Here is a 19860-nt window from a genome sequence, read left to right as displayed (position 1 = left end):
CATGCCGCGACCGATCGATGTCCAGGACTACGCCAAGGGCGTGCTCGCCGGATCCCGCACCAAGCTGGCCCAAGCGATCACGCTGGTGGAATCCACCCGCACAGATCACCGCGCGCTGGCCCAGGAACTGCTCGTCGAGCTCCTGCCGCACAGCGGCGGCGCGCACCGGGTCGGCATCACCGGAGTGCCCGGCGTGGGCAAGTCGACGTTCATCGAATCGCTGGGCTCGATGCTGACCGAGGCCGGCCACCGCGTCGCGGTCCTCGCGGTCGACCCGTCCTCGACCCGCAGCGGCGGCAGCATCCTCGGCGACAAAACCCGCATGGGCCGGCTGGCCTGCGACCCGGCGGCGTTCGTGCGGCCCTCGCCCTCAGCGGGCACGCTCGGCGGCGTCGCCCGCGCCACCCGGGAAACCATCGTGCTGATGGAAGCCGCCGGATTCGACGTCGTGCTGGTGGAAACCGTCGGCGTCGGCCAGTCCGAAGTGACGGTGGCCGCCATGGTGGACTGCTTCCTGCTGCTCACCCTGGCCCGCACCGGCGACCAACTGCAAGGCATCAAAAAAGGCGTGCTGGAACTGGCCGACGTCATCGCGGTCAACAAGGCCGACGGCGACCACGCGGCCGAAGCCCGCAAGGCCGCCCGCGAACTCCGCGGCGCCCTGCGCCTGCTCACCCCGGTCAGCGCCACCTGGACCCCGCCGGTACTGACCTGCAGCGGCCTGAAAGCACACGGCCTGGACACCGTGTGGGAACAGATCGAACAACACCGACAGGCACTGACCGCCACCGGCGAACTGGCCGACAAACGCAGCCGCCAGCAGGTCGACTGGACCTGGGCCCTGGTGCGCGACCAACTCATGTCCGAACTCACCCGCCACCCCGGCGTCCGCGCCATCCTCGACGAGGTGGAAACCCAGGTCCGGGCGGGAGAACTCACCGCCAGCCTCGCCGCCGAACGGCTGCTCGACGCCTTCCGCCCGGAACCGGAGAGCCATGCGGATCAGCGTTGACAACACCTCGGGCGTACCGCCCTTCGAGCAAGTGCGCTCGGCGATCGCGGAACAGGTCAACAGCGGCGGACTGCCGGTGGGCACCAAGCTCCCCACCGTCCGGGCCCTGGCGGCGGACCTGGGCATCGCGGCGAACACGGTGGCCAAGGCATACCGAGAACTGGAGCAAGCGGGCCTACTCGAAACCCGGGGCCGGGCGGGAACCTTCGTGAGCGACGCGGGCGACCAAGCGGCGGCCCGAGCGGCCGAAGCCGCGGCGACCTATGCCCAGATCACCCGCGCCCTGGGAATTCCCAAGGAAGAAGCCCTGTCCATCGTCCGAGCCGCCCTGAACGCGTAGCGACCCGATCGGCCGCGGCCGATCGGGTGATGGATTCGTCTTTTCAGGCAGCGGGAATTCGTCACCCGAATTTCGGATTCCTTGCCGTCGCTGAATAGCACGCGGCATAGGTAGGCTTCTGCCAAGCCGCAGGGTCGGCAAGAAATCGCTGAGAATTTCAGGAATTCCCTCCGAGGAGGGCGCTGTGCGCGCGGTCGAGAACGATCTTCCTGCTTACCCGTTCAGCGGTTCCGGCAATGGTTATGACGAGCGGATCGCGCCGTTGCGGGCGGCGGGGCCCGTCTCCCGCGTTGAACTGTCCGGCCAACCCGTTTGGCTCGTCACCGGCTACGCCGAGGTGCAGTCCGTGCTCGTCGATACGCGGTTCAGCCTCGCCCGCTCCACCGAGCCGCACATCCCGCGCCTAGGCACCTTCGAGCCGCCTGCCGGCATGATCACCATCACCGACCCGCCGCAGCACACCCGGCTGCGCAAGCTGGTGACGAAAGTGTTCACCCTGCGGCGCCTGGAACAGTTACGTCCGCGCGTGCAGGAAGTGGTGGACGGGCTGCTCGACCGCTTGGCGACCATCTCACCACCCGTCGATCTGATCGAGCACTTCGCCGCCCCGCTTCCGCTCGAAATCATCTGCGAAATGCTCGGGGTGCCCGCCGCCGACCGGTCCCGCTTCCAGGATTGGACCGAGCGGCTCATGACCATCGCCGGCCGGTCCCGCGATGAGGTCCAGGCAGGGTGGACGCGGACGGCCGAATACATCGGCGGTCTGGTCGTCGAGAAGCGGCGCGACCCGACCGACGACCTGCTCAGCCTCCTCGCCGCGGCGCGCGACGAGGGCGACCAGCTCAACGAGGAAGAGCTCGTCCTCTTCGGACTCGCGCTGCTGGTCGCCGGCCACGACACCACCAAAAATCAGCTGGCCAACTCGGTCGTCGCGCTTCTCGCCGAGCACCCCGACCAATGGCGGCGGCTGGTCGAACGGCCCGATCTGGTGCCGTCGGCGGTCGACGAGCTGCTGCGCTACGTGCCGATGTTCGGCTACGACGTGACCTTCCCCCGCGTCGCCACGGCGAACGTGGAGCTGGGTGGCCAGACCATCGAGGAGGGCGACACCGTCATCGTCTCGCTCTCCTCGGCCAACCGCGACGCGGCGGCCTTCGACGCGCCGGACGCCTTCAACCCCGAGCGCACCGACAACCGCCACGTGGCCTTCGGCAGCGGCATCCACCGCTGCCTGGGCGCGCATCTGGCGAAGATCGAGCTCGAAGTCGGCCTCGGCTGCCTCATCAGGCGGTTCCCGCAACTCAGGCTCGCGACCGACGACCTACAGTGGAAGTCGGATGTGTTCATCCGCGGCCTGCACGAACTTCCGGTCACGTGGTGAGCGTGGGCCCTACTCCCCTCACAATTTGCGCCCCACCCCCGCATAGATCTGCGAGCCGCCGGGCTGATCGGCGGCCTGTTCGGGCCGGTCCGGCCGCCACCTCGCCGTGCCGACGAGCCCCGGCTCCACCAGCTCGAACCCGGTGAACAGCTCGGTGATCTCGGCGCGCGTGCGGGTGTGGATCGGGTCCGCGCTGCGCCGCATGACCTCGACAACACCGGCCATCTCGGCCGGGCTGATGTCCGCGGTGAAGTGCGACAACGCCAGGTAGCTGCCGGACACCAGCGCATCCCGGTACTGGGCGACGATGGCCGGTGCGTCGTGGTCGTGCGACACGAAGTGGAACACCCCGGCCATGATCAGGCCGACGGGCTCGTCGAAATCCAGCAGCCGCCGGGCTTCCGGGTGCCCCAGGATCACGCCCGGCTCGACCAGGTTGGCTTGGATGATGGTGGCGTTGTCGTTGTCCTCCAACAGCATTTGGCTGTGCGCGACGGCGACCGACTCGTAGTCCACATACACCACGCGCGCACGCGGATCGGCGGCCTGGGCAATTTCGTGCACGTTGCCGACCGTCGGGATGCCCGAGCCGATGTCGAGAAACTGGCGGATGCCCTGCTGCGCCATGAAGGCCACGGCGCGGCGCAGGAAAGCCCGGTTGAGCCGGGCGACATCGCGGCCGCTGGGCAGCGCGGCCACGAACTTCTCGCCCAGCGCGCGGTCGGCGGCGAAGTTGTGTGCACCGCCGAGCAAATAGTCGTAGAGCCGTGCCGCGCTGGGGATCTCCTGGTCGACGCTTTCGGGCACCCAAGTCGCATTTTCGGTCACAGTTCGCCTCGCTCTTTCGCACCGTTGCGTGTTGGCCAGGTTACTGGGTGACACTAGGGACAGTTCGCAGGCTCAGTCCGTCTCCTCGTGGATTTCCCCTTCGAGGGTTTCGCCTTCGGCGACCAGCCCGTCCAGCTCGGCGATGTCCGCCGCGGTGAGTTCCAGGCCACCGGCCGCGGTGTTCTCACGGAGGTGCTCCAGGGAAGACGTGCCAGGAATCAGCAGGATGTTCGGCGAGCGCTGCAGGAGCCAGGCCAGCGACACCTGGGCCTGGGTCGCGCCGCGCCGCTCGGCCACCGCCCGGAGCACACTGTCCTCGCGGGCGCGGCTGTCGGCGAATCCGGAACCCAGCGGGAAGAACGGGACGAATGCGACACCGGCGGCCGCGGTCTTGCGGACCAGTTCCGCTGACGTGCGGTTCGCCAGGTTGTAGAGGTTCTGCACCGCCGCGATCTCGGTCTGCTGGTGCGCCTGCTCGTACTGCTCGGTGGACACATTGGACAGCCCGATGCCGCGCAGCAGCCCCTGCTCGCGCAGCTCGACCAGCGCGCCGAGCTGGTCGGCCAGCGGGATCCCCCGGTCTACGGTGTGCCGCAGGTAGACCAGGTCCAGCGCTTCCAGCCGCAGGCGGCGCAGGTTGTCGTGCACCTGGGCGCGCAGCGCGTCGGGGTGGTTCAGCGGCAGCCATGCACCCTGGTGGTCACGGTAGGCGCCGATCTTGGTGGCCAGCACGAGGTCGTCGCCGTAGGGCCGCAGCGCCTCCGCGATCAGCTCGTTGACCACCCACGGCCCGTAGAAGTCGCTGGTGTCGATGTGGTCGATGCCCAGTTCCACGGCGCGCCGCAGCACCCGGACCGACTGTTCGCGATCGGCGGGCGGGCCGAACACGCCGGGCCCGGCCAACTGCATCGCACCGAAACCGAGCCGGTTGATCGTCGGCCCGGCGGCCAGCTGGAACTCGCCACCCAGGGCGTTGGAAGCACTCGTCACGCTGCGATGCTGCTAGAAAATCGCCGCTACGGCAACGAGCGCCGACTCACAAAGCGTGAGTCATACCTGCGGCATCAGGAGCAGCCAGCGCGCCCCGACCGCGAGGGTGGCCAGCCCGACCAGGAACCAGATCGCCAGCCACGCCCCGGCGGGCAGGCCGGTGAGCCTTGCGAGCTGGTCGGCATCGGATTGCGACGCGCGCCCCGCGGACCGCTTGCGGCGCAGCTCGGCGATCGGCCGCAGTCCGCCGAACAGCAGGAACCAGCTGAACAGCGCACAGCACAGCGCCTGCCAAGCCGGGGTCGCGAACCAGGACACCGCGAAGATCACGCCGCCGGTGACCACGATCGACAGCACGCCGTAGGCGTTGCGGATCGCCAGCAGCATCGCGACGAGCAGCGCGATGCACGCCCACAGCATCATGCGCGCGAGGTCCGCGGTGACCAGCCACGCCCCACCGAGCCCGAGCAGCGACACCGCCGGATATCCGGCCAGCAGGGTGAACACCATGCCCGGCCCGGTCGGCTTCCCGGTCGACAAGGTCAGCCCCGAGGTGTCGGAGTGCAGCCTGATGCCGTTCAGTTTCCGCCCGCTGAGCAGCGCGATCACCGCGTGCCCGCCCTCGTGGGCGATCGTCACGACGTTGCGTAGCAGCGGCCAGGTGTTGCGGCTGAGCACCAGGAACAGTGCGACCAGGCCGGCGATCAACGCGGCGATGTTGCCCGAATCCAGCAGCTGCGCGGTCCACTCCCGCACTAAATCGTCCACAGTAGACATCCGGATCGTCGGGGACAGGCCGTGGCCCAGCCTAGCCAACCGGTCCGTTCGCTGCGCTCAGCCCAAGTAGGTGGCGATGTCCAGGGCGCCACCCGCGGCTTCGAACTCCGCGCGTGCCGCGTCGCGGAGATCGGCGTCGGCCAGGTAGTCCACCGCGGTCAGGGCGAGGCCGATCGCGCCGTCGAGGACCGCCAGATCACCTGCCGGCGAGCCTGCCGCGGCGGCGAACTCCGCGGTATGCAGGGAGAGGTTCGAATCGCCCAGGCCGATCATCGGGTGGATGGCCGGGAGCCGGTAGCTGAGGTTGCCGAGGTCCGTCGAGCCGGTGAGGTGCTCCGGCACCACACCGCGCGGCAGGGCTTTCCGGCCCCGGCGGGCCTGGTGCCGGGCCCAGCGGGCCCCGAGCGCGTCGTTGTGCCGGATCGGCAGGTAGGCGGGGTTGTTGTCCCAGCGCAGCTCCACCCCGCAGCCCGTCATCGATGCGGCGCCGTGCGCGATCGCTTCGATCCGGGTCGCCAGGTCCCGCAACGAGCCCGGTTCGGCGGAGCGCACGTAGAACAGCGCCGCCGCGCGATCCGGCACGACGTTGGGGCGCTTGCCGCCGTCGGTGATGATCCCATGCACCCGGTCGGTCGACGGCATGTGCTGCCGCATCGCCGAAACACCCTGGTATGTCGCTACGACCGCGTCGAGGGCGTTGCGGCCCATGAACGGCTGCGCGGCGGCGTGCGCGGCCACACCGTGGAACACCACCTCGACCTGGCGCCGTCCCAGGAACGGATGGGCGGCGATGTCATGGGAGAACGGGTGCAGCATCACAACCGCGTCGACGTCATCGAAAAGCCCCGCCCTGGCGAGGTGTTCCTTGCCCCCGCCGCCCTCCTCGGCCGGGGTGCCGAACAAGCTCACCCGACCGCCGGTGGCGGGCACCGCGATGGCCGCGCCCAGGAATCCGCCGACCGCCGCCGAACAAATGATGTTGTGCCCGCAGCCGTGCCCGATCCCGGGCAGCGCGTCGTATTCCGCCAGCACCGCGACGTGCGGGCGCCCGCCACCGACCCCGGCGCGCAGCGCGGTGTCCAACCCGCCGACACCCACCTCGGCGTCATGCCCGTACCGCCGCAGCAGCTCGGCGGCCCGCGCGACGGACCGGTGCTCGGCGAACGCCTCCTCCGGGTGCGCGTGCAGATCCCGGCTCAGCGCAACGAGATCCTCGGTGTGCCCATCCAGCCACCGCTCGACGTCGGCGCGCAACGACTCGTCGGCGCCCGCGAACTCGGAGCGGATCGGCTCGGCCGCGCCCACCGCCCGCTCGGTCGCCGCGGAGACGGCGCGGAGGTAGGAGTCGTCCGGCTTTGCTGGCTGGTTCACATGCCCGACTCTAGGCCGAATGGGCAACCGGCCCCAGCGCCCGGTGCGCCAGCAACGTGCCGCCGACGACCGCCGACGGGATCACCACGAGCTGAGCGACCGGGACCAGGCACAACAGGTAGGTCGGCAGCCCGAAGCCGAGCGCCATCGCCCGCCGCTGCCACAGCGCCCGGTGCCGGTCGCCGAGTCGCAGCCCGCGCCGCTGGAACACCAACCCGACCATCTCCAGGCCGATCACCCACGCGCCCAACAACGCGCCCAGCACCGGGGCCGCGAGCTGCCCGGCAACCGGGATGAACCCGATGCCGAACACCAAGATCGCCCCGATCAGCGTGATGCCCGCCAGCTTCAGCGAATCTCGCACGCCCCGCCCGAACTGGCGCACGAGACCGGCGCCATCGTCGGAGGTGTCCAGGCCCAGCTGCTTCTCGGCCTGCTCGGCGATGTGCTCGTAGAACGGTCCGCCGATCAGCAGCGTGACGGCGATAAACGACACCGACCCCAGCAGCGTGGCGGCGCCGATCAGCGCGACGCCCAGCAGGATGCGCAAGGCCCGGCGGGCGAAGTCACCCCAGTTTGCCGCGAACGGCGTCAGCCAGGTGACCAGATCGGCGCTGTAGTAGATCAGGGCCGCAAGCCCGCCCAGCAGGAGCACGGCACTGATCAGCGCCGGTAGCGCGCCGAGCAACAGCAGCCTCGGATTGCGCAGGATAATGCCGAAACCGGTGCCGAGCGTGCGGGTTCCGGCTAAGAACGAACTCATCGGGGTCGGTCTCCCATGCGGTGGCGATCAACACCCCCACCGTATCGACCACCGGCCCCGCCGGGCGGCGAACCGGGAGATCAGCGCACCACGCGATGGCGGTTGCGTCGCGGGTCCCGCGGATACCGGGTAGACCGGGGAGTTCGCCCACCGAACGGCCCCGGATTGCGCCGGTCCTGATGGTGGTTCGCGTGCAGTTCCAGCAGTAGGACGTCCGGGTTCTCCCCAGCGTGGCTGCGCCACAGCATCCGCAACAGCTCGTCCTCGGCGAGCGCCCAGCGACGGCCGAACACGTCATCGTCACTCATCGCGACTCCAGCATCCCCGCGTTTGATTACGCAGCGTGCATGTGTGTTCTCCCCCTGTACACCATACCCCGGACCCGGCCCGCGCCGGCGGAAACTTCCGGGGCTGTGGCTGACCACCCCCAGAAGGTCAGCCACAGCACCGAGGCGCGGTGGTCGCCCGGGCCCGAACCGGCGCGGATAACTGCGGCCGAGCCAGTTCGGAACTCCGGGCTTCCACCGCATCGCTGGGACGCAGTGCGGGACGGTTTCGCTCCCGTTTCCTGAATCTTTTCGCGGCCGCACCCATTCGGGCCCGGCGGCCGCACCCATTCGGGCGCATGAAAAAGGCCCCTTCCGCGAGAGTCGGGGTCGTCGCGGAAGGGGCCTGGTCACCGATCGTCAGGCGATGATGCGGATCGGGTCCTCCAGCAGGCCGGTCAGCTGCTGGAGGAACGCCGCGCCGACCGCGCCGTCCACCGCCCGGTGATCCGCCGACAGCGTCACGCGCAGGATCTTGCGCGCCACGAACTCGCCATCGCGCACCTGCACCTCGTCGCGGGCCGCGCCGACCGCCAGGATCGCCGCCTCCGGCGGGTTGATCACCGCACTGAACTGCTCGATGCCGAACATGCCCAGGTTGGAGATCGAGAAGGTGCCGCCGGACATCTCGTCCAGCTTCAGCTTGCCCTCGCGGGCCCGCCCGGCCTTCTCCCGGCTCTCGGCCGCGATCTCCGAGACGCTCTTGCGGTCGGCGTCGCGGATCACCGGCACCACCAGGCCGTTCTCGATCGCCACCGCGACCCCGAGGTGAATGCGCTTGTGCTGGAGCATCTTGTCGCCGGCGAACGAGACGTTCACCGCCGGGTTCGCGCGCAGCGCGGTGGCCACCGCCTTGACGATCAGGTCGTTGATGCTGACCTTCGGACCGCCCGCGGCCTGCAGCCGCTCGTTGAGGTTCGCCCGGAACGCCACCAGCTCGGTGACGTCGATGGCGCTGGTCAGGTAGAAGTGCGGGGCCTGCTGCTTGCTCTCCGTCAGGCGCTTGGCGGTCACCTTGCGGATGTTGCTGAGCGGGACCTCTTCGACGTCCTCATTGGACACCACCGGGGCGGCGGCGGGGGCCGCCGGAGCCGCCGGAGCGCTGGGGGCGGCCGCAGCGGCGGCCTCGATGTCGGCGCGGATGATCCGGCCACCGGGGCCGGTGCCCTGCACCGTCGCCAGGTCCACGCCCTTCTCCCGGGCGACCGCCTTGGCCAGCGGCGACGCCTTCGGCTTCGCGCCCTGCTCGGCAGGAGCAACCGGCGCGGACGGCGCGGGAGTCGAAGCGGCGGGCTCAGCGGGCGCGGCCGGAGCGGCCGGAGCCGGAGCGGCTTGCGCCGCGGCACCGGAGCCATCGCCGAGGACCGCGATCGGGGTGCCGATCGGCACCGTCGCGCCGGCCTCGACGAGGATCTTCTCCAGCACCCCGTCGTCGTATGCCTCCAGCTCCATGATGGCCTTGTCGGTCTCGATCTCGGCCATCACTTCGCCGCGACTGACCTGATCGCCGACGTTCTTACGCCAGGTCGAGATGACGCCCTCCTCCATCGTGTCGGAGAGCCTCGGCATCTGAATCTCAGTCATGGTCTTCCTCGGGTGAGCGCAGGCCTCAGCGGCGGCGGCCGACCGCCTCCAGCGTCTGGTGGACGGCAGTGGTCAGGGATTCGGCGGAGGGCAACGCGGCGCGCTCCAGCGGTTTTGCGTAGGGCAACGGCACCTCGGCCGCCGCGACCCGGCGCACCGGGGCGTCCAGGTAGTCGAATGCGCCGTCGGAGATCGACGCCGCGATCTCCGCGCCGATGCCGTAGGTCAGCCAGTCGTCCTCGGCGATCACGGCACAGCCGGTCTTGCGCACGGATTCAACCACGGTCTCGCGGTCCAGTGGCCGCAGGCTGCGCAGGTCCACGACCTCGGCGTTGATGCCCTCGTCGGCCTGCAACTGCTCGGCGACCTGCTGGGCGACCATCGCCATCCGCGAGTAGCCGATGATGGTGATGTCGGTGCCCGGCTTGGACACCTTCGCCTTGCCGATCTCGGCGGGCTCGACGACGTCCGGAACCTCGCCCTTGGTGTTGTACAGCGCGAGATTCTCCAGGAACAGCACCGGGTCGTTGTCCCGGATGGACGCCAGCAGCAGGGCCTTGGCGTCGGCCGGGGTGCTCGGCGCGACGACCTTCAGACCCGGCACGAACGCGTAGTACAGCTCGATGTTCTGCGAGTGCGTGGCACCCAGCTGCTGGCCACCGCCGCCCGGGGTGCGCAGCACCATCGGCACGCTGGTCTGCCCGCCGAACATGCCGTAGATCTTGGCGGCGTGGTTGACGATCTGATCCAGCGCGATCAACGAGAAGTTGATCGTCATCAGCTCCACGACCGGTCGCAGGCCGAGCATGGCCGCGCCGACCGCGGCGCCGACGAAGCCCTCCTCGGCGATCGGGGTGTCGCGCACCCGCTTCTCGCCGAATTCCTTGAGCAACCCGGCGGTGATCTTGTAGGAGCCTTCGAAGACCCCGATTTCCTCGCCGATGAGGAACACGTCCTCATCGCGGAGCATTTCCTCGCGAAGCGTGTCGTGCAACGCTTGGCGATAGGTGATGACGGCCAAGAGTGTTTCTCCTGCACAAAGGCATCGGGGAGCCCGTGGATCCGTCCATTGGCGTCGGGAAAGATCCACGGCTCGGTGTGGCGGGGTGTCGCGAAAAGCGCGGCGGGTACCTCAGAAAACCGGGTCGGCCGGCAGGCGCCGCGAGTCGTTGGCCACCGGGGTGGCGTAGGTGTAGTCGAACAGCGTCGAGGGGTCCGGGTGCGGGCTGTCGTCGGCGAAGGCGACCGCCGCGTCGGCCTCGGCCTGGGCCTTGCGCTCGATCTCCACCGCGGCGTCCTCGTCCAGGATGCCCGCCTCGATCAGCTCGGCCCGGAAGTTCGCCACCGGATCGGCCTGCTTGGCCTGCTCCACCGATTCCTCGCTGCGGTACTTCGCCGGGTCGACCACCGAGTGGCCCTTCAGCCGCTCGCTGACCGCTTCGAGCAACGCCGGACGGCCGGTCTCGCGGGCCTGCTCGACGAGTCGGCTCGCCGCGTCGCGGACGGCCAGCACGTCGTTGCCGTCCACCCGCTCGCCGTGCATCCGGTAAGCCGAGGCGCGCTTGTACAGCTCCGACTCGGCGGAGGACTTGTCGACCGTGGTGCCCATCCCGAGCTTGTTGTTGATCACCACGAACACCACCGGCAGGTTCCACAGCGCGGCGATGTTCAGCGCCTCGTGGAAGGCCCCGATGTTGGTGGTGCCGTCGCCCATCTGGCACATCACGACCTGGTCGCCGCCGCGGTAGTCGATGGCCAGCGCGGCGCCGGTGGCCAGCGGGATCTGGCCGCCGACGATGCCGTAGCCGCCGAGCAGCCCCGCCTCCACGTCGAACATGTGCATCGAGCCGCCCCAGCCCTTGGAGGTGCCGGTGGTGCGGCCGTACAGCTCGGCCATCACCCGGCCGGGCTCGATGCCCTTGGCGATCGCGTAGCCGTGCTCGCGGTAGTTGGTGAACAGCAGGTCGGTCTTGCGCAGCGCGCGCATCAGGCCGACGACGGTGGCCTCCTCACCGAGGTTGAGGTGGCAGTAGCCGCCGATCTTGGCCTGCGTGTAGCCCTGGGCCGCGCGCTCCTCGAAGCGGCGGATCAGGGTCATCTCGTAGAAATAGTCCTGCAGGAGCTCGGGCGATTCGCCGGCGAACCGGCCGCCGCGGCGTACCGAGCCGCGGCGCGGCTTGGTGGTGCCGCGGGTGGCCGGTTTGGTGCGGGTGGCAGTCTGTGCCATCACAGATCCCCTTCTCGTTCGCTCAGCGCTTCTTCGGCGGCGCGACGTGGATCGGCAGGCCCAGCGCGGCCATCGCCGCCTCCATGCCGATCTCACCCAGGGTCGGGTGCGCGTGGATGGTCTCGGCGAGTTCGTCGAGGGTGGCTTCCAGAGCCATGGCGAGGGCGCCCTCGGTGATCAGGTCGCTGGCCGACGGGCCGATGATGTGCACGCCCAGCACCTCGCCGTACTTCTTGCCGGCGACGATCTTCAGGAAGCCCTCGGTGTCGCCGTAGCTCTGCGCCCGGCCGAGCGCGGCGAACGGGAACTTGGCGGCGACCACCTCGTGGCCCGCCTCGACCGCCTGGGCCTCGGTGAGGCCGACGCTGGCGATCTCCGGGTGGGTGAAGGTGGCGGCCGGGATGACGTTGTAGTCGATCGCGGCGTGGTGCCCGGCGATGGTCTCGGCGGCGACCACGCCCTGGTGCGATGCGACGTGCGCGAGCAGCGCCTTGCCGGTGACGTCGCCGATCGCGTAGACGTGCTCGACGTTGGTGCGCAGCTTGTCGTCCACGGCGATGAAGCCACGCTCGCTGGTGGCGACGCCGGCCTTGTCCAGGTCCAGGTTCGCGGTGTTCGGCTTGCGGCCGACGCCGACCAGGACCACGTCCGCGTCGATCCGCTGCGGCTTGGCACCGTCCACGGTGACCTGCAGGCCGTCGGCACCCTGGTCGATCCGGGACACGGTCGCGTCGGTGAGCACCTTGATGCCGCGCTTGCCGAACGAGCGGCCCAGCGCCTTGCCGACCTCGACGTCCTCGGCGGGCACCAGGGTCTTCTGCATCTCGATGATGCTGACCTCGCTGCCGAGGGTGGCGAACAGGGTCGCCCACTCCGCGCCGACCGCGCTGCCCCCGATGATCGCGATGCGCTTGGGCACCTCGGTAAGCCCGAAGGCGCCGTCGGAGGTGATCACGCCGGGCAGGTCCGCGCCGGGCAGCGGCAGCTGCACGGGGACCGAGCCGGTGGCGATGATGACGTCGCGAGCCTTGGCCTGCTCGATCGGCTGCGCGCCGGCCGGTTCGGCGGCGTAGCGCGGGCCGTCGGCGCCCAGCGGCGACTCGCCGGTGGCGTACACGTCCACCGTGGTCGGGCCGGTGAACCGGGCGTGGCCGTTGAGCACGGTGACGCCGTTGGTCTTCAGCAGGCCCGCGACCCCGTCGGTCAGGCCCTTGACGACGCTGTTCTTCCGGCGCGTGATCGCGTCGTAGTCGAGGCTGACGTTCTCCACGTTCACCCCGAAATCGGCCGCGTGCAGCACGGTTTCGTACACGTGGGCCGAGCGCAGCATCGCCTTGGTCGGGATGCAGCCCCAGTTCAGGCAGACCCCGCCGGGCCGCTCCTTTTCCACCACGCCGACCGAAAGGCCACGCTGTGCGGCCCGGATCGCGGCGACGTATCCGCCGGGACCGCCGCCCACCACGAGAAGGTCGAACTCCTGCACTTCGCTGTGCTCCTTTGACTGCACGCGCCGGTTACGACAAGGCCCGGAATGAGCGGGCGATTCTCACAGTGAGTGTCGTGAGCGCGACCACTTCCGCGCTATGCCCGCTCGCCCAGACTTGGGTCAGCGCAAATGTGCAGAGCGCACATTTCCCAACGTGGCTAGTACCGCGCGTAACAAGATCATCACCGAATGTGTCGGAGACGGCGATCACGCCCGAAGATCCGGCCGGGCACAAAAGGGCAAGAGGCGGGGCCGATCGCACACCGTGACCAGCCCCGGGAATCCGAAAAGACTGAGTTGTCCGACTGCTGTCGTTGCACAGTCGACACCGGTGCCCGACACCTCAAGCGCGGTTCTAGTCGCGGAGGCCGTCGCGAAGGCGCAGCGCCGACAAGGCCAGCGAAAGCGACACGTAGGCCGTGCGGCCGTAGAGCGGCTGGCCGATCAGGGACGTGATCCGGTGCAGGCGGTTGAGGACCGTGTTCCGGTGGCAGTGCAGGCGGACCGCGGCGTTGGCCGTCGAGCAGTTCTCCTCCAGCCAGGCCGTCAGGGTGTCGAGCAGCATTTCGCGCTCCTTGACCGGTAACTCCAGCACCGGGCCCAACTGCGACTCCAGCATTCGCTGCGCCAGATCCGGGGACTGCACCAACAATGCCTCGGGGAAGCGTTCCTCCAAGGTCACCAGTTCCGCCGCCCCGTACGACGAAGTGCCCATCGTGGTGAGGGCGAGTTGGTGGGCCAACCCCACCTCCGCGAGGCCGCGGACCGACGGCGACACGGCGACGCGGCCCCGCGCCAGCGGTCGCAGCGCGTCCAACGCGACGTTCTTGTTCCGCTGCTCCAGCGCCACTAGTCCCACCAGCGAGTCAGCGCGCACCTGCCAGACCGAGCGGAAGTGCAAGGCGCTCAAGGCATCCTGCTGCCCGCGCAGCGCGAAACCGCCGTCGCTGGTCGTGTCGGCGACGATCACCAGGTACAGCCCGCCGGTGGGCAGGTCGAGTTCCTTCGCGGTGCGCTGCGCGAACGCGATGTCCCGCGCGCGACCCGAGAGCAGGTCCTCCACCAGTGCGTGGCGCCGCTGGTCGTCGCGGCGCAGTCGCTCCAACTCGGTGTTGCGATAGGACGTCGACAGCGTCGAGGACAACCCGTCGATGACCGTCCAGATCGACGTCGCAACGCCCAGCACCGAGTCGGGGTCGGCACCGTCCTGGTGGGCCTGATCGACCAGCGCCTCCCAGGCAATCCGGCCGCCCAGCCGGAACGTCCGCAGCATCACCTCCAGCGGCACGCCCTGCTCGGCGCGGCGGCGGCCGATCGCGGCCGCCACGTCGTCGCCGTCCGGCCCGGCCACCGCGCCGCTGAGGATCTGCAGGATGCGTTCGAGGTACTGCCGGCAGCCCTCCCAGAGGTCTTCCTTCTGGACCGGGCTGTAGTCGGTCCATTCCGGGTTGTCGGTGAAGATGGCCGCCATCAGCCGCTCGGTGAGGGCGGGAACGTCATCGAGCCGCGCCCTGGCCAGCGCGGCGGCGGAATCGGCAGGATCAGCTACCACAACCTGAAACGATACCGCTCGACCCCAAGCGCCCTTGCTCACCTGGGAGTTCCGCGTCACACCGGGAACACGGCCCGGTCGGCTAACGTTGTTGCTCCCCGTGGCGACACCCCATGCGGGACGCCAAGCTCGGCGTTCGCCGAAATCGTCTTATCCCTACGCAGGAAATTCGGGGGCAACAGCCATGCAGAGCAACAGCCGCACCATCGTGTCGGTTGTCGGAACGGTACTGATGGTCATGACGACCGTTCTGCTCGCGACGTGGAACCCCCCGCAGACGGAGACATCGGTGCTACCGGCCGCCAACGAGGTGCCGGTCCTCCTCGACCGCTAGGCCTCCCGGACCACGTCCTGTGGGCGTTTGTCGTTGCGCAGTCCCGAGAACCTCGGGTGGCGCAGCTTGCCGTCGTCGGTCCATTCGGTGAATCCGATCTCCGCGACCAGCTCCGGCTCCACCCAGTGCGCGCCGCGTTCGGGCACCGGGTCGGCGAACGGCGAGCCGTGGCGGCTCAGCTCGTCCAGCCGATCGCGCAGCTCTCGCAGCGTCCGCTCGTCGTACCCGGTGCCGACCTTGCCGGCGTAGCGCAGCTTCGATTCCCGGTAGTAGCCCACCAGCAACGCGCCGAAACCGAACCGCGATCCCTTGGGGTCGGTGTAGCCGCCGATGACGAATTCCTGGTCGGCGACGCATTTGAACTTAAGCCAATCGCGGGTGCGCCCGCTGCGGTAGGGCTGGTCGGCGCGCTTGGCGATCAGCCCTTCCCAACCGCGCCGGCAGGCTTCGCGGTAGAACTCTTCGCCGTTTCCGGTACGGTGCGCGCTGAACCGCAGCGGATCGGTGAAGTCAAAGCAATCGCGCAGCAGGCGTTTGCGGGTTCGCAGCGACAGCCTCGTCAGGTCCACGCCGCCGAAGGCGATCAGGTCGAACACGTAGTAGTAGACCGGCACCCCGGTCCGCCGGGCCGCCCGCGGATCGGTCAGGTGGATGCGCTTTTGCAGCCGCGCGAAACTCGTCTGGTCGCCTTCGAAGGCGACCATCTCGCCGTCCAGCACGAACCGGTCGGTGCCCTGGGCGGCGAGCGCGTCGATGATCTCCGGGTAGGCCGCGTCGACCCGCTTGTGGTTGCGTGACCACAGCACCGGCCGGTCCCCATCGCAACCGGCGATCACCCGCGCCCCGTCCAGCTTGCGCTCGAAGACCCAGTCCGGGTCGGAGAACCGGCGGTGCGTCAGCGTCGCCAGGGCGGGCTCCTGCCAGGTCCCGCCGGGCCAGGATCGCAGCCGGCCGCGTTCGGCATCGTCGAGCAGGCGCAACGGATCGTTCATCGATCGTTGAATACCCGGCGAATTCGGCGCGGCAAACCAGCCCAGCTGAGAGCCGGCTGTGAACGGGCTGTGAGTTCGACCCCGGGAGAAATCCCTATCGGGTTAATGCGAGAAAATAGACCCGTCGTCCTCCCGCCGCACGAGCGGACCCGACCGCCGAAGGTGAAAGCACGCCATGCCGAAGAACAATAATCCGCTGACCAGGAAAAGCTGGCTGTCCACGAACCTCATTCTCACCATCACGGTGATCATCGTCGCCGTCCTGGTGTTCGGCGGCGTGCTGTTGTTCAGCCGGAGCGGCAACAACAACACCAGTTCGGGAGGCCAGACGGTGGCGGCCGAGGTGCTACGCAAGCCGGACAGCCACGTGCTGCTCGAGTCGCCCGGCAACAAGGTCACGGTGGTGGAATTCCTCGACTACCAGTGCCCGGCCTGCCACCAGTACTACGAGGCGTTGACCAAGCAGGTCGAGAAGGACTACGCGGGCAAGATCACGTTCATCACCCGCAACTTCCCGCTGAGCATTCACCCGCTGGCCCGGCCCGCCGCGCAGGCCGCCGAAGCCGCCGGGGTGCAGGGCAAGTTCAAGGAGATGTATCACGCCCTGTACGACAACTACGCGGCCTGGGCACTGACGCCCGACGGGCAGAGCACCAGCAGCGACGAAGCCAGGGCGCGCGGGGCGTTCGACCAGTACGCCCGGCAGCTCGGCCTGGACGTCGCGAAGTTCCACCAGGACATGAACTCGCCGCAGGTCAACGCCAAGATCGACGGCGACAGCGCGGACGCGCAGCGGGCTGGCGCGGAGGGCACGCCGACGATCTTCATCAACGGCAAGCAGTTCAACCCGGGCAACGTGCAGACCGTCCAGCAGCTCAACGACGCCTTCCGCGCCAGGGTCGACGAGGAGCAGGCGAAGTGACGGCCGTCCAGGAGGCAGATCCGGCCCCGGTCGACGTACCGGCCCCGACCGCCGCGCCGCGCGGCCTGGGCTGGCTGTGCGTCGTGGGCGGCGCGATCGGGTTGGCCAGCTCATTCGCGCTGACCATGGAGAAACTGCTGAAGCTGGCCAATCCCGGCTACGTGCCGACCTGCAGCATCAACCCGATCATCTCGTGTGGTTCGGTCATGGACAGCGCCCAGGCCGCGGTGTTCGGCTTCCCGAATCCGCTGATCGGGGTGGCGGCGTTCCCGGTGGTGGTCACCGTCGGCGCGGCGGTGCTGGCCGGGTTCCGGCCGCCGCGCTGGTTCTGGCTGGGGATGCAGGCCGGGACCACCCTCGCCGTCGCCTTCATCCACTGGCTGATCGTGCAGAGCCTCTACGAGATCGGCGCGCTGTGCCCGTACTGCATGATCGTGTGGGTCGTGACGATCTCGCTGTTTTGGTACACGACCCTGCACAACCTCACGATGGGCCGCTTCGGCGGCGGGCGATCCGTCGGCGTGGCGCTGGGCCGGTTCCACAGCCTCGTGCTCGCGGTGTGGTATCTGGTGATCGTGGCCCTGATCCTGCAGGCGTTCTGGGACTACTGGACCAGTCTGGTGTAGCTGCCGGGCGTCCGTTTGTTCGGTGCGGGCCTCGGGTATCAGGTGACTGTGAGTAAGGTGTGCGCCGCACCGACCGAGAGGAGGCGGCCCGGGATGAGCGTGGAACGCGAGCTCGCGCACGTCGAGCCGGAGACAGCCGCGGCGAATCTGGTCGAGGTCCGCATCGCGGCCGAACCAGCCCAGCTGGCTGTGATGCGGGCGGTGGTCGGCGACCTCGCGATGCGCGCCGATTACGACGTCGACTCGATCGCCGACCTGCGACTGGCCGTCGACGAGGCGTGCTCGTCGCTGGTCCGGCTGGCCGCGCCGGAGGCGACCCTGGTCTGCCGGTTCCGCACCGGCGACGACCGGCTGTCGGTCACCGCGGAGGTGCTCAGCGACGATGCGTTCGGCCCGCGCAAGGACACCTTCAGCTGGCGTGTGCTCAGCGCATTGGCCGACGTTGTGTCAACCTCGGTCGAGTCGGATGCTGCTACTAACGGCAGCCACCTGGTGCGGATCGAGTTGACCAAGGGACGGACGGCCCACGTGTGAAACGAGCGGATTCCAAGCCGACGACGCATTCGCGCAACGAGCGCTACGACCGGCTGGCGCCGCTGTTCGGTGAGCTTGCGAAGTTGAACAAGCAGGATCCGCGCCATTCCGAACTCCGCGAGACCCTGGTCACCGAGCACCTGCCGGTGGCCGAGCACATCGCCCGCCGCTTCAGCCACCGCGGCGAATCGCAGGAAGACCTGACCCAGGTCGCGACGCTGGGGCTGATCAACGCGGTGGACCGGTTCGACCCGGAGCGCGGCGTGGATTTTCTGTCCTACGCGGTGCCGACGATCATGGGCGAGGTGCGCAGGCACTTCCGGGACACCGGTTGGGCGGTGCGGATGCCGCGCCGCCTGCAAGAACTGCACCTGTCGGTATCGGCGGCGATCGCCCGGCTGTCGCAGGAATTGGGTCGGGCGCCGACGCCGAGCGAGCTGGCCAAGCATCTGGGGATCAGCACCGATGATGTCTACCGCGGCCTGGAGGCGGGCAACGCCTATCGCAGTGCCTCGCTCGACGAACTGCTCACCGACACCGACGAGATCCCGCTCGGCGATGCCATCGGCTCCGATGACGCCGAGCTGGTCGAGGTCGAGAACCGGGAGATGGTGCGGCCGCTGCTCGATGAGTTGCCGGACCGGGAGCGCCGCATCCTGGTGATGCGGTTTTTCCGCGGCATGACCCAGACCCAGATCGCCGAGCAGATCGGCATCTCCCAGATGCACGTGTCCCGGCTGCTCGCCCGCACCCTCGGCTGGCTGCGCCAGCGCCTGGAGGAAGACCGACCCGCGCAGACGATGAGCGAGCAGTAGCGGAGAGAGCCGCCCGGGACCTGTCGGGGGTTGCAGGTCCCGGGCGGCAGCTTCGGGGGTTGGCGCGCTTACTACACCGAGATGCCGCGCGCCTGTAGCCACGGCAACGGGTTGATCTTGACGCCGTCCTGGATCACCTCGAAGTGCAGGTGCGGTCCGGTGGACTGGCCGCGGTTGCCCATCGTCGCGATCTTGTCGCCAGCCCCGACCTGCTCGCCGACGCTGACGTCGATCGTGTTGATGTGGCCGTAGACGGTGATCGTGCCGTCGTTGTGCTGTACCCGGATCCACAGGCCGAAGCCGCTGGCCGGTCCGGCGTCGATGATCGTGCCTGCGGCCACGGCGCGGATCGGGGTACCGATGTTGTTGGCGATGTCGATGCCGAGGTGGCTGGTGCCCCAGCGGGCACCGAAGCCCGAGGTGAAGGTGCCCTCGGCGGGCTTGACGAAGCCGTTCGCCCGCTTCTCCTGCTCCTCCGCCGCGCGCTTGGCCTCGGCGGCCCGCTCGGCCTCCGCGCGAGCCTGGGCCTCGGCCGCTTCGCGGGCCTGCTCGATCGCCTTGCTCTTGTCAAGCTTCTGCGACTCGGCCAGCGAGTTGGTCTCGACCTCGGCCGCGAGCAGCCGAACCGCCGCCGGGCTCTTGGCCGTGCCGGTCACGGCCAGGCTCAGGTCCTCGTTTCCGGCCACCGGCTGCACGGCGCGCCCGGACTGGGGTTCGGCGTTGGCGGCCAGCGGCTGTCCGACTGCGGCGAAGGCACCACCGGCGACGACCGCCGCGACGACCTTGTTCCGGAGCGGGAGGGCGGCCTTCGGGGTATGGCCGCCCTCCTTGCGGTGCTTGCCCATCTCCACCTTCCGTCTCGGGGAGATCCGGTCGTCGCCCGCCGGGGGAGCGCGGGGAACACCTCTCGGGGGAGCGAGGCATTACCGAGACCGAACCGTGACGTACGAGGAGCGAAGGTAGCTGAGGGTTATCGGCACCTGCAAGGGTTAACCCGATT

21 protein-coding genes are annotated in these 19860 nt (G+C 69.2%); 8 read left to right on the top strand and 13 right to left on the bottom strand.

Annotation, left to right across the window (positions count from 1 at the left end):
• Position 1: 1 nt before the first annotated feature.
• The 3 genes from meaB to BJ970_RS16630 all read left to right on the top strand — a co-directional run bounded on the left by meaB (position 2) and on the right by BJ970_RS16630 (position 2733).
• Positions 2 to 1012: a methylmalonyl Co-A mutase-associated GTPase MeaB gene (gene meaB, locus BJ970_RS16640; RefSeq protein ID WP_184727107.1), complete on the top strand. Its 1011-nt coding sequence runs from the start codon at positions 2 to 4 to the stop codon at positions 1010 to 1012.
• Positions 996 to 1352 carry a GntR family transcriptional regulator gene (locus BJ970_RS16635; protein WP_184727106.1) on the top strand — a complete coding sequence of 119 codons (357 nt, stop codon included), beginning with the start codon at positions 996 to 998 and terminating at the stop codon, positions 1350 to 1352. The genes meaB and BJ970_RS16635 overlap by 17 nt, the downstream gene beginning before the upstream one ends.
• A gap of 184 nt (positions 1353 to 1536) precedes the next feature.
• Positions 1537 to 2733, top strand: a complete 1197-nt coding sequence (locus BJ970_RS16630) for a cytochrome P450 (RefSeq protein WP_184727105.1) — start codon at positions 1537 to 1539, stop codon at positions 2731 to 2733.
• Positions 2734 to 2751: 18 nt separating this feature from the next.
• Here BJ970_RS16630 and BJ970_RS16625 read toward each other — a convergent pair whose 3' ends face one another.
• The 11 genes from BJ970_RS16625 to BJ970_RS16575 all read right to left on the bottom strand — a co-directional run bounded on the left by BJ970_RS16625 (position 2752) and on the right by BJ970_RS16575 (position 14679).
• Entirely contained in the window at positions 2752 to 3561 is an 810-nt protein-coding gene (locus BJ970_RS16625; protein ID WP_184727104.1) for an SAM-dependent methyltransferase, read from the bottom strand.
• A 72-nt stretch (positions 3562 to 3633) separates the two neighbouring features.
• Positions 3634 to 4551 (bottom strand): oxidoreductase, encoded by a 918-nt coding sequence (locus tag BJ970_RS16620; RefSeq protein ID WP_184727103.1) that lies wholly within the window; start codon positions 4549 to 4551, stop codon positions 3634 to 3636.
• 60 nt (positions 4552 to 4611) lie between these two features.
• Positions 4612 to 5328, bottom strand: a complete 717-nt coding sequence (locus BJ970_RS16615; protein ID WP_221467192.1) for a M50 family metallopeptidase — start codon at positions 5326 to 5328, stop codon at positions 4612 to 4614.
• 57 nt (positions 5329 to 5385) lie between these two features.
• A complete protein-coding gene (locus BJ970_RS16610; protein ID WP_184727102.1) occupies positions 5386 to 6699 on the bottom strand; it encodes a M20 family metallopeptidase in 1314 nt (437 codons plus the stop codon).
• A 10-nt stretch (positions 6700 to 6709) separates the two neighbouring features.
• Positions 6710 to 7462: an EI24 domain-containing protein gene (locus BJ970_RS16605; protein ID WP_184727101.1), complete on the bottom strand. Its 753-nt coding sequence runs from the start codon at positions 7460 to 7462 to the stop codon at positions 6710 to 6712.
• Between the two features lie 80 nt (positions 7463 to 7542).
• Positions 7543 to 7770: a hypothetical protein gene (locus BJ970_RS16600; protein ID WP_184729414.1), complete on the bottom strand. Its 228-nt coding sequence runs from the start codon at positions 7768 to 7770 to the stop codon at positions 7543 to 7545.
• Positions 7771 to 8148: 378 nt separating this feature from the next.
• Positions 8149 to 9372, bottom strand: coding sequence for a dihydrolipoamide acetyltransferase family protein (locus BJ970_RS16595; RefSeq protein WP_184727100.1), 1224 nt, complete (start codon positions 9370 to 9372; stop codon positions 8149 to 8151).
• A 25-nt stretch (positions 9373 to 9397) separates the two neighbouring features.
• Complete coding sequence (locus tag BJ970_RS16590) at positions 9398 to 10393, bottom strand: alpha-ketoacid dehydrogenase subunit beta (protein WP_184727099.1); 996 nt, start codon at positions 10391 to 10393, stop codon at positions 9398 to 9400.
• 111 nt (positions 10394 to 10504) lie between these two features.
• Positions 10505 to 11599: a pyruvate dehydrogenase (acetyl-transferring) E1 component subunit alpha gene (pdhA, locus tag BJ970_RS16585; protein WP_184727098.1), complete on the bottom strand. Its 1095-nt coding sequence runs from the start codon at positions 11597 to 11599 to the stop codon at positions 10505 to 10507.
• Positions 11600 to 11621: 22 nt separating this feature from the next.
• On the bottom strand, positions 11622 to 13082 hold the full coding sequence (gene lpdA, locus BJ970_RS16580) for a dihydrolipoyl dehydrogenase (protein ID WP_184727097.1): 1461 nt from the start codon (positions 13080 to 13082) through the stop codon (positions 11622 to 11624).
• Positions 13083 to 13440: 358 nt separating this feature from the next.
• Positions 13441 to 14679, bottom strand: coding sequence for a PucR family transcriptional regulator (locus tag BJ970_RS16575; protein WP_312864278.1), 1239 nt, complete (start codon positions 14677 to 14679; stop codon positions 13441 to 13443).
• Between the two features lie 142 nt (positions 14680 to 14821).
• Between BJ970_RS16575 and BJ970_RS16570 the strand changes: the two genes are divergently transcribed.
• Positions 14822 to 14971, top strand: coding sequence for a hypothetical protein (locus BJ970_RS16570; protein WP_184727096.1), 150 nt, complete (start codon positions 14822 to 14824; stop codon positions 14969 to 14971).
• Here BJ970_RS16570 and ligD read toward each other — a convergent pair.
• Entirely contained in the window at positions 14968 to 15963 is a 996-nt protein-coding gene (gene ligD / locus BJ970_RS16565) for a non-homologous end-joining DNA ligase (RefSeq protein WP_184727095.1), read from the bottom strand. The two genes, BJ970_RS16570 and ligD, sit on opposite strands and share 4 nt — an antisense overlap.
• A 175-nt stretch (positions 15964 to 16138) precedes the next feature.
• On the opposite strand from ligD, the gene BJ970_RS16560 reads away from it, so the two are divergent.
• The 4 genes from BJ970_RS16560 (at position 16139) to BJ970_RS16545 (ending at position 18860) form a co-directional block, all read left to right on the top strand.
• Positions 16139 to 16885, top strand: a complete 747-nt coding sequence (locus BJ970_RS16560; RefSeq protein WP_184727094.1) for a DsbA family protein — start codon at positions 16139 to 16141, stop codon at positions 16883 to 16885.
• Positions 16882 to 17511 carry a vitamin K epoxide reductase family protein gene (locus BJ970_RS16555; RefSeq protein WP_184727093.1) on the top strand — a complete coding sequence of 210 codons (630 nt, stop codon included), beginning with the start codon at positions 16882 to 16884 and terminating at the stop codon, positions 17509 to 17511. Before BJ970_RS16560 ends, BJ970_RS16555 begins: the two co-directional genes overlap by 4 nt.
• A 93-nt stretch (positions 17512 to 17604) precedes the next feature.
• The gene (locus BJ970_RS16550) at positions 17605 to 18045 is read left to right on the top strand and encodes an ATP-binding protein (RefSeq protein WP_184727092.1); all 441 of its coding nucleotides are present in this window, start codon (positions 17605 to 17607) and stop codon (positions 18043 to 18045) included.
• The gene (locus tag BJ970_RS16545) at positions 18042 to 18860 is read left to right on the top strand and encodes an RNA polymerase sigma factor SigF (protein WP_184727091.1); all 819 of its coding nucleotides are present in this window, start codon (positions 18042 to 18044) and stop codon (positions 18858 to 18860) included. Before BJ970_RS16550 ends, BJ970_RS16545 begins: the two co-directional genes overlap by 4 nt.
• Before the next feature lie 71 nt (positions 18861 to 18931).
• Here the strand turns inward: BJ970_RS16545 and BJ970_RS16540 are convergent, their stop codons facing one another.
• Entirely contained in the window at positions 18932 to 19705 is a 774-nt protein-coding gene (locus BJ970_RS16540) for a M23 family metallopeptidase (protein WP_184727090.1), read from the bottom strand.
• Positions 19706 to 19860 lie beyond the last annotated feature (155 nt).

The organism is Saccharopolyspora phatthalungensis, assembly GCF_014203395.1.
Lineage (GTDB): Bacteria > Actinomycetota > Actinomycetes > Mycobacteriales > Pseudonocardiaceae > Saccharopolyspora > Saccharopolyspora phatthalungensis.
Note: the sequence above shows the minus strand (reverse complement) of the source record. Positions and strands in the feature narration are given on the sequence as shown.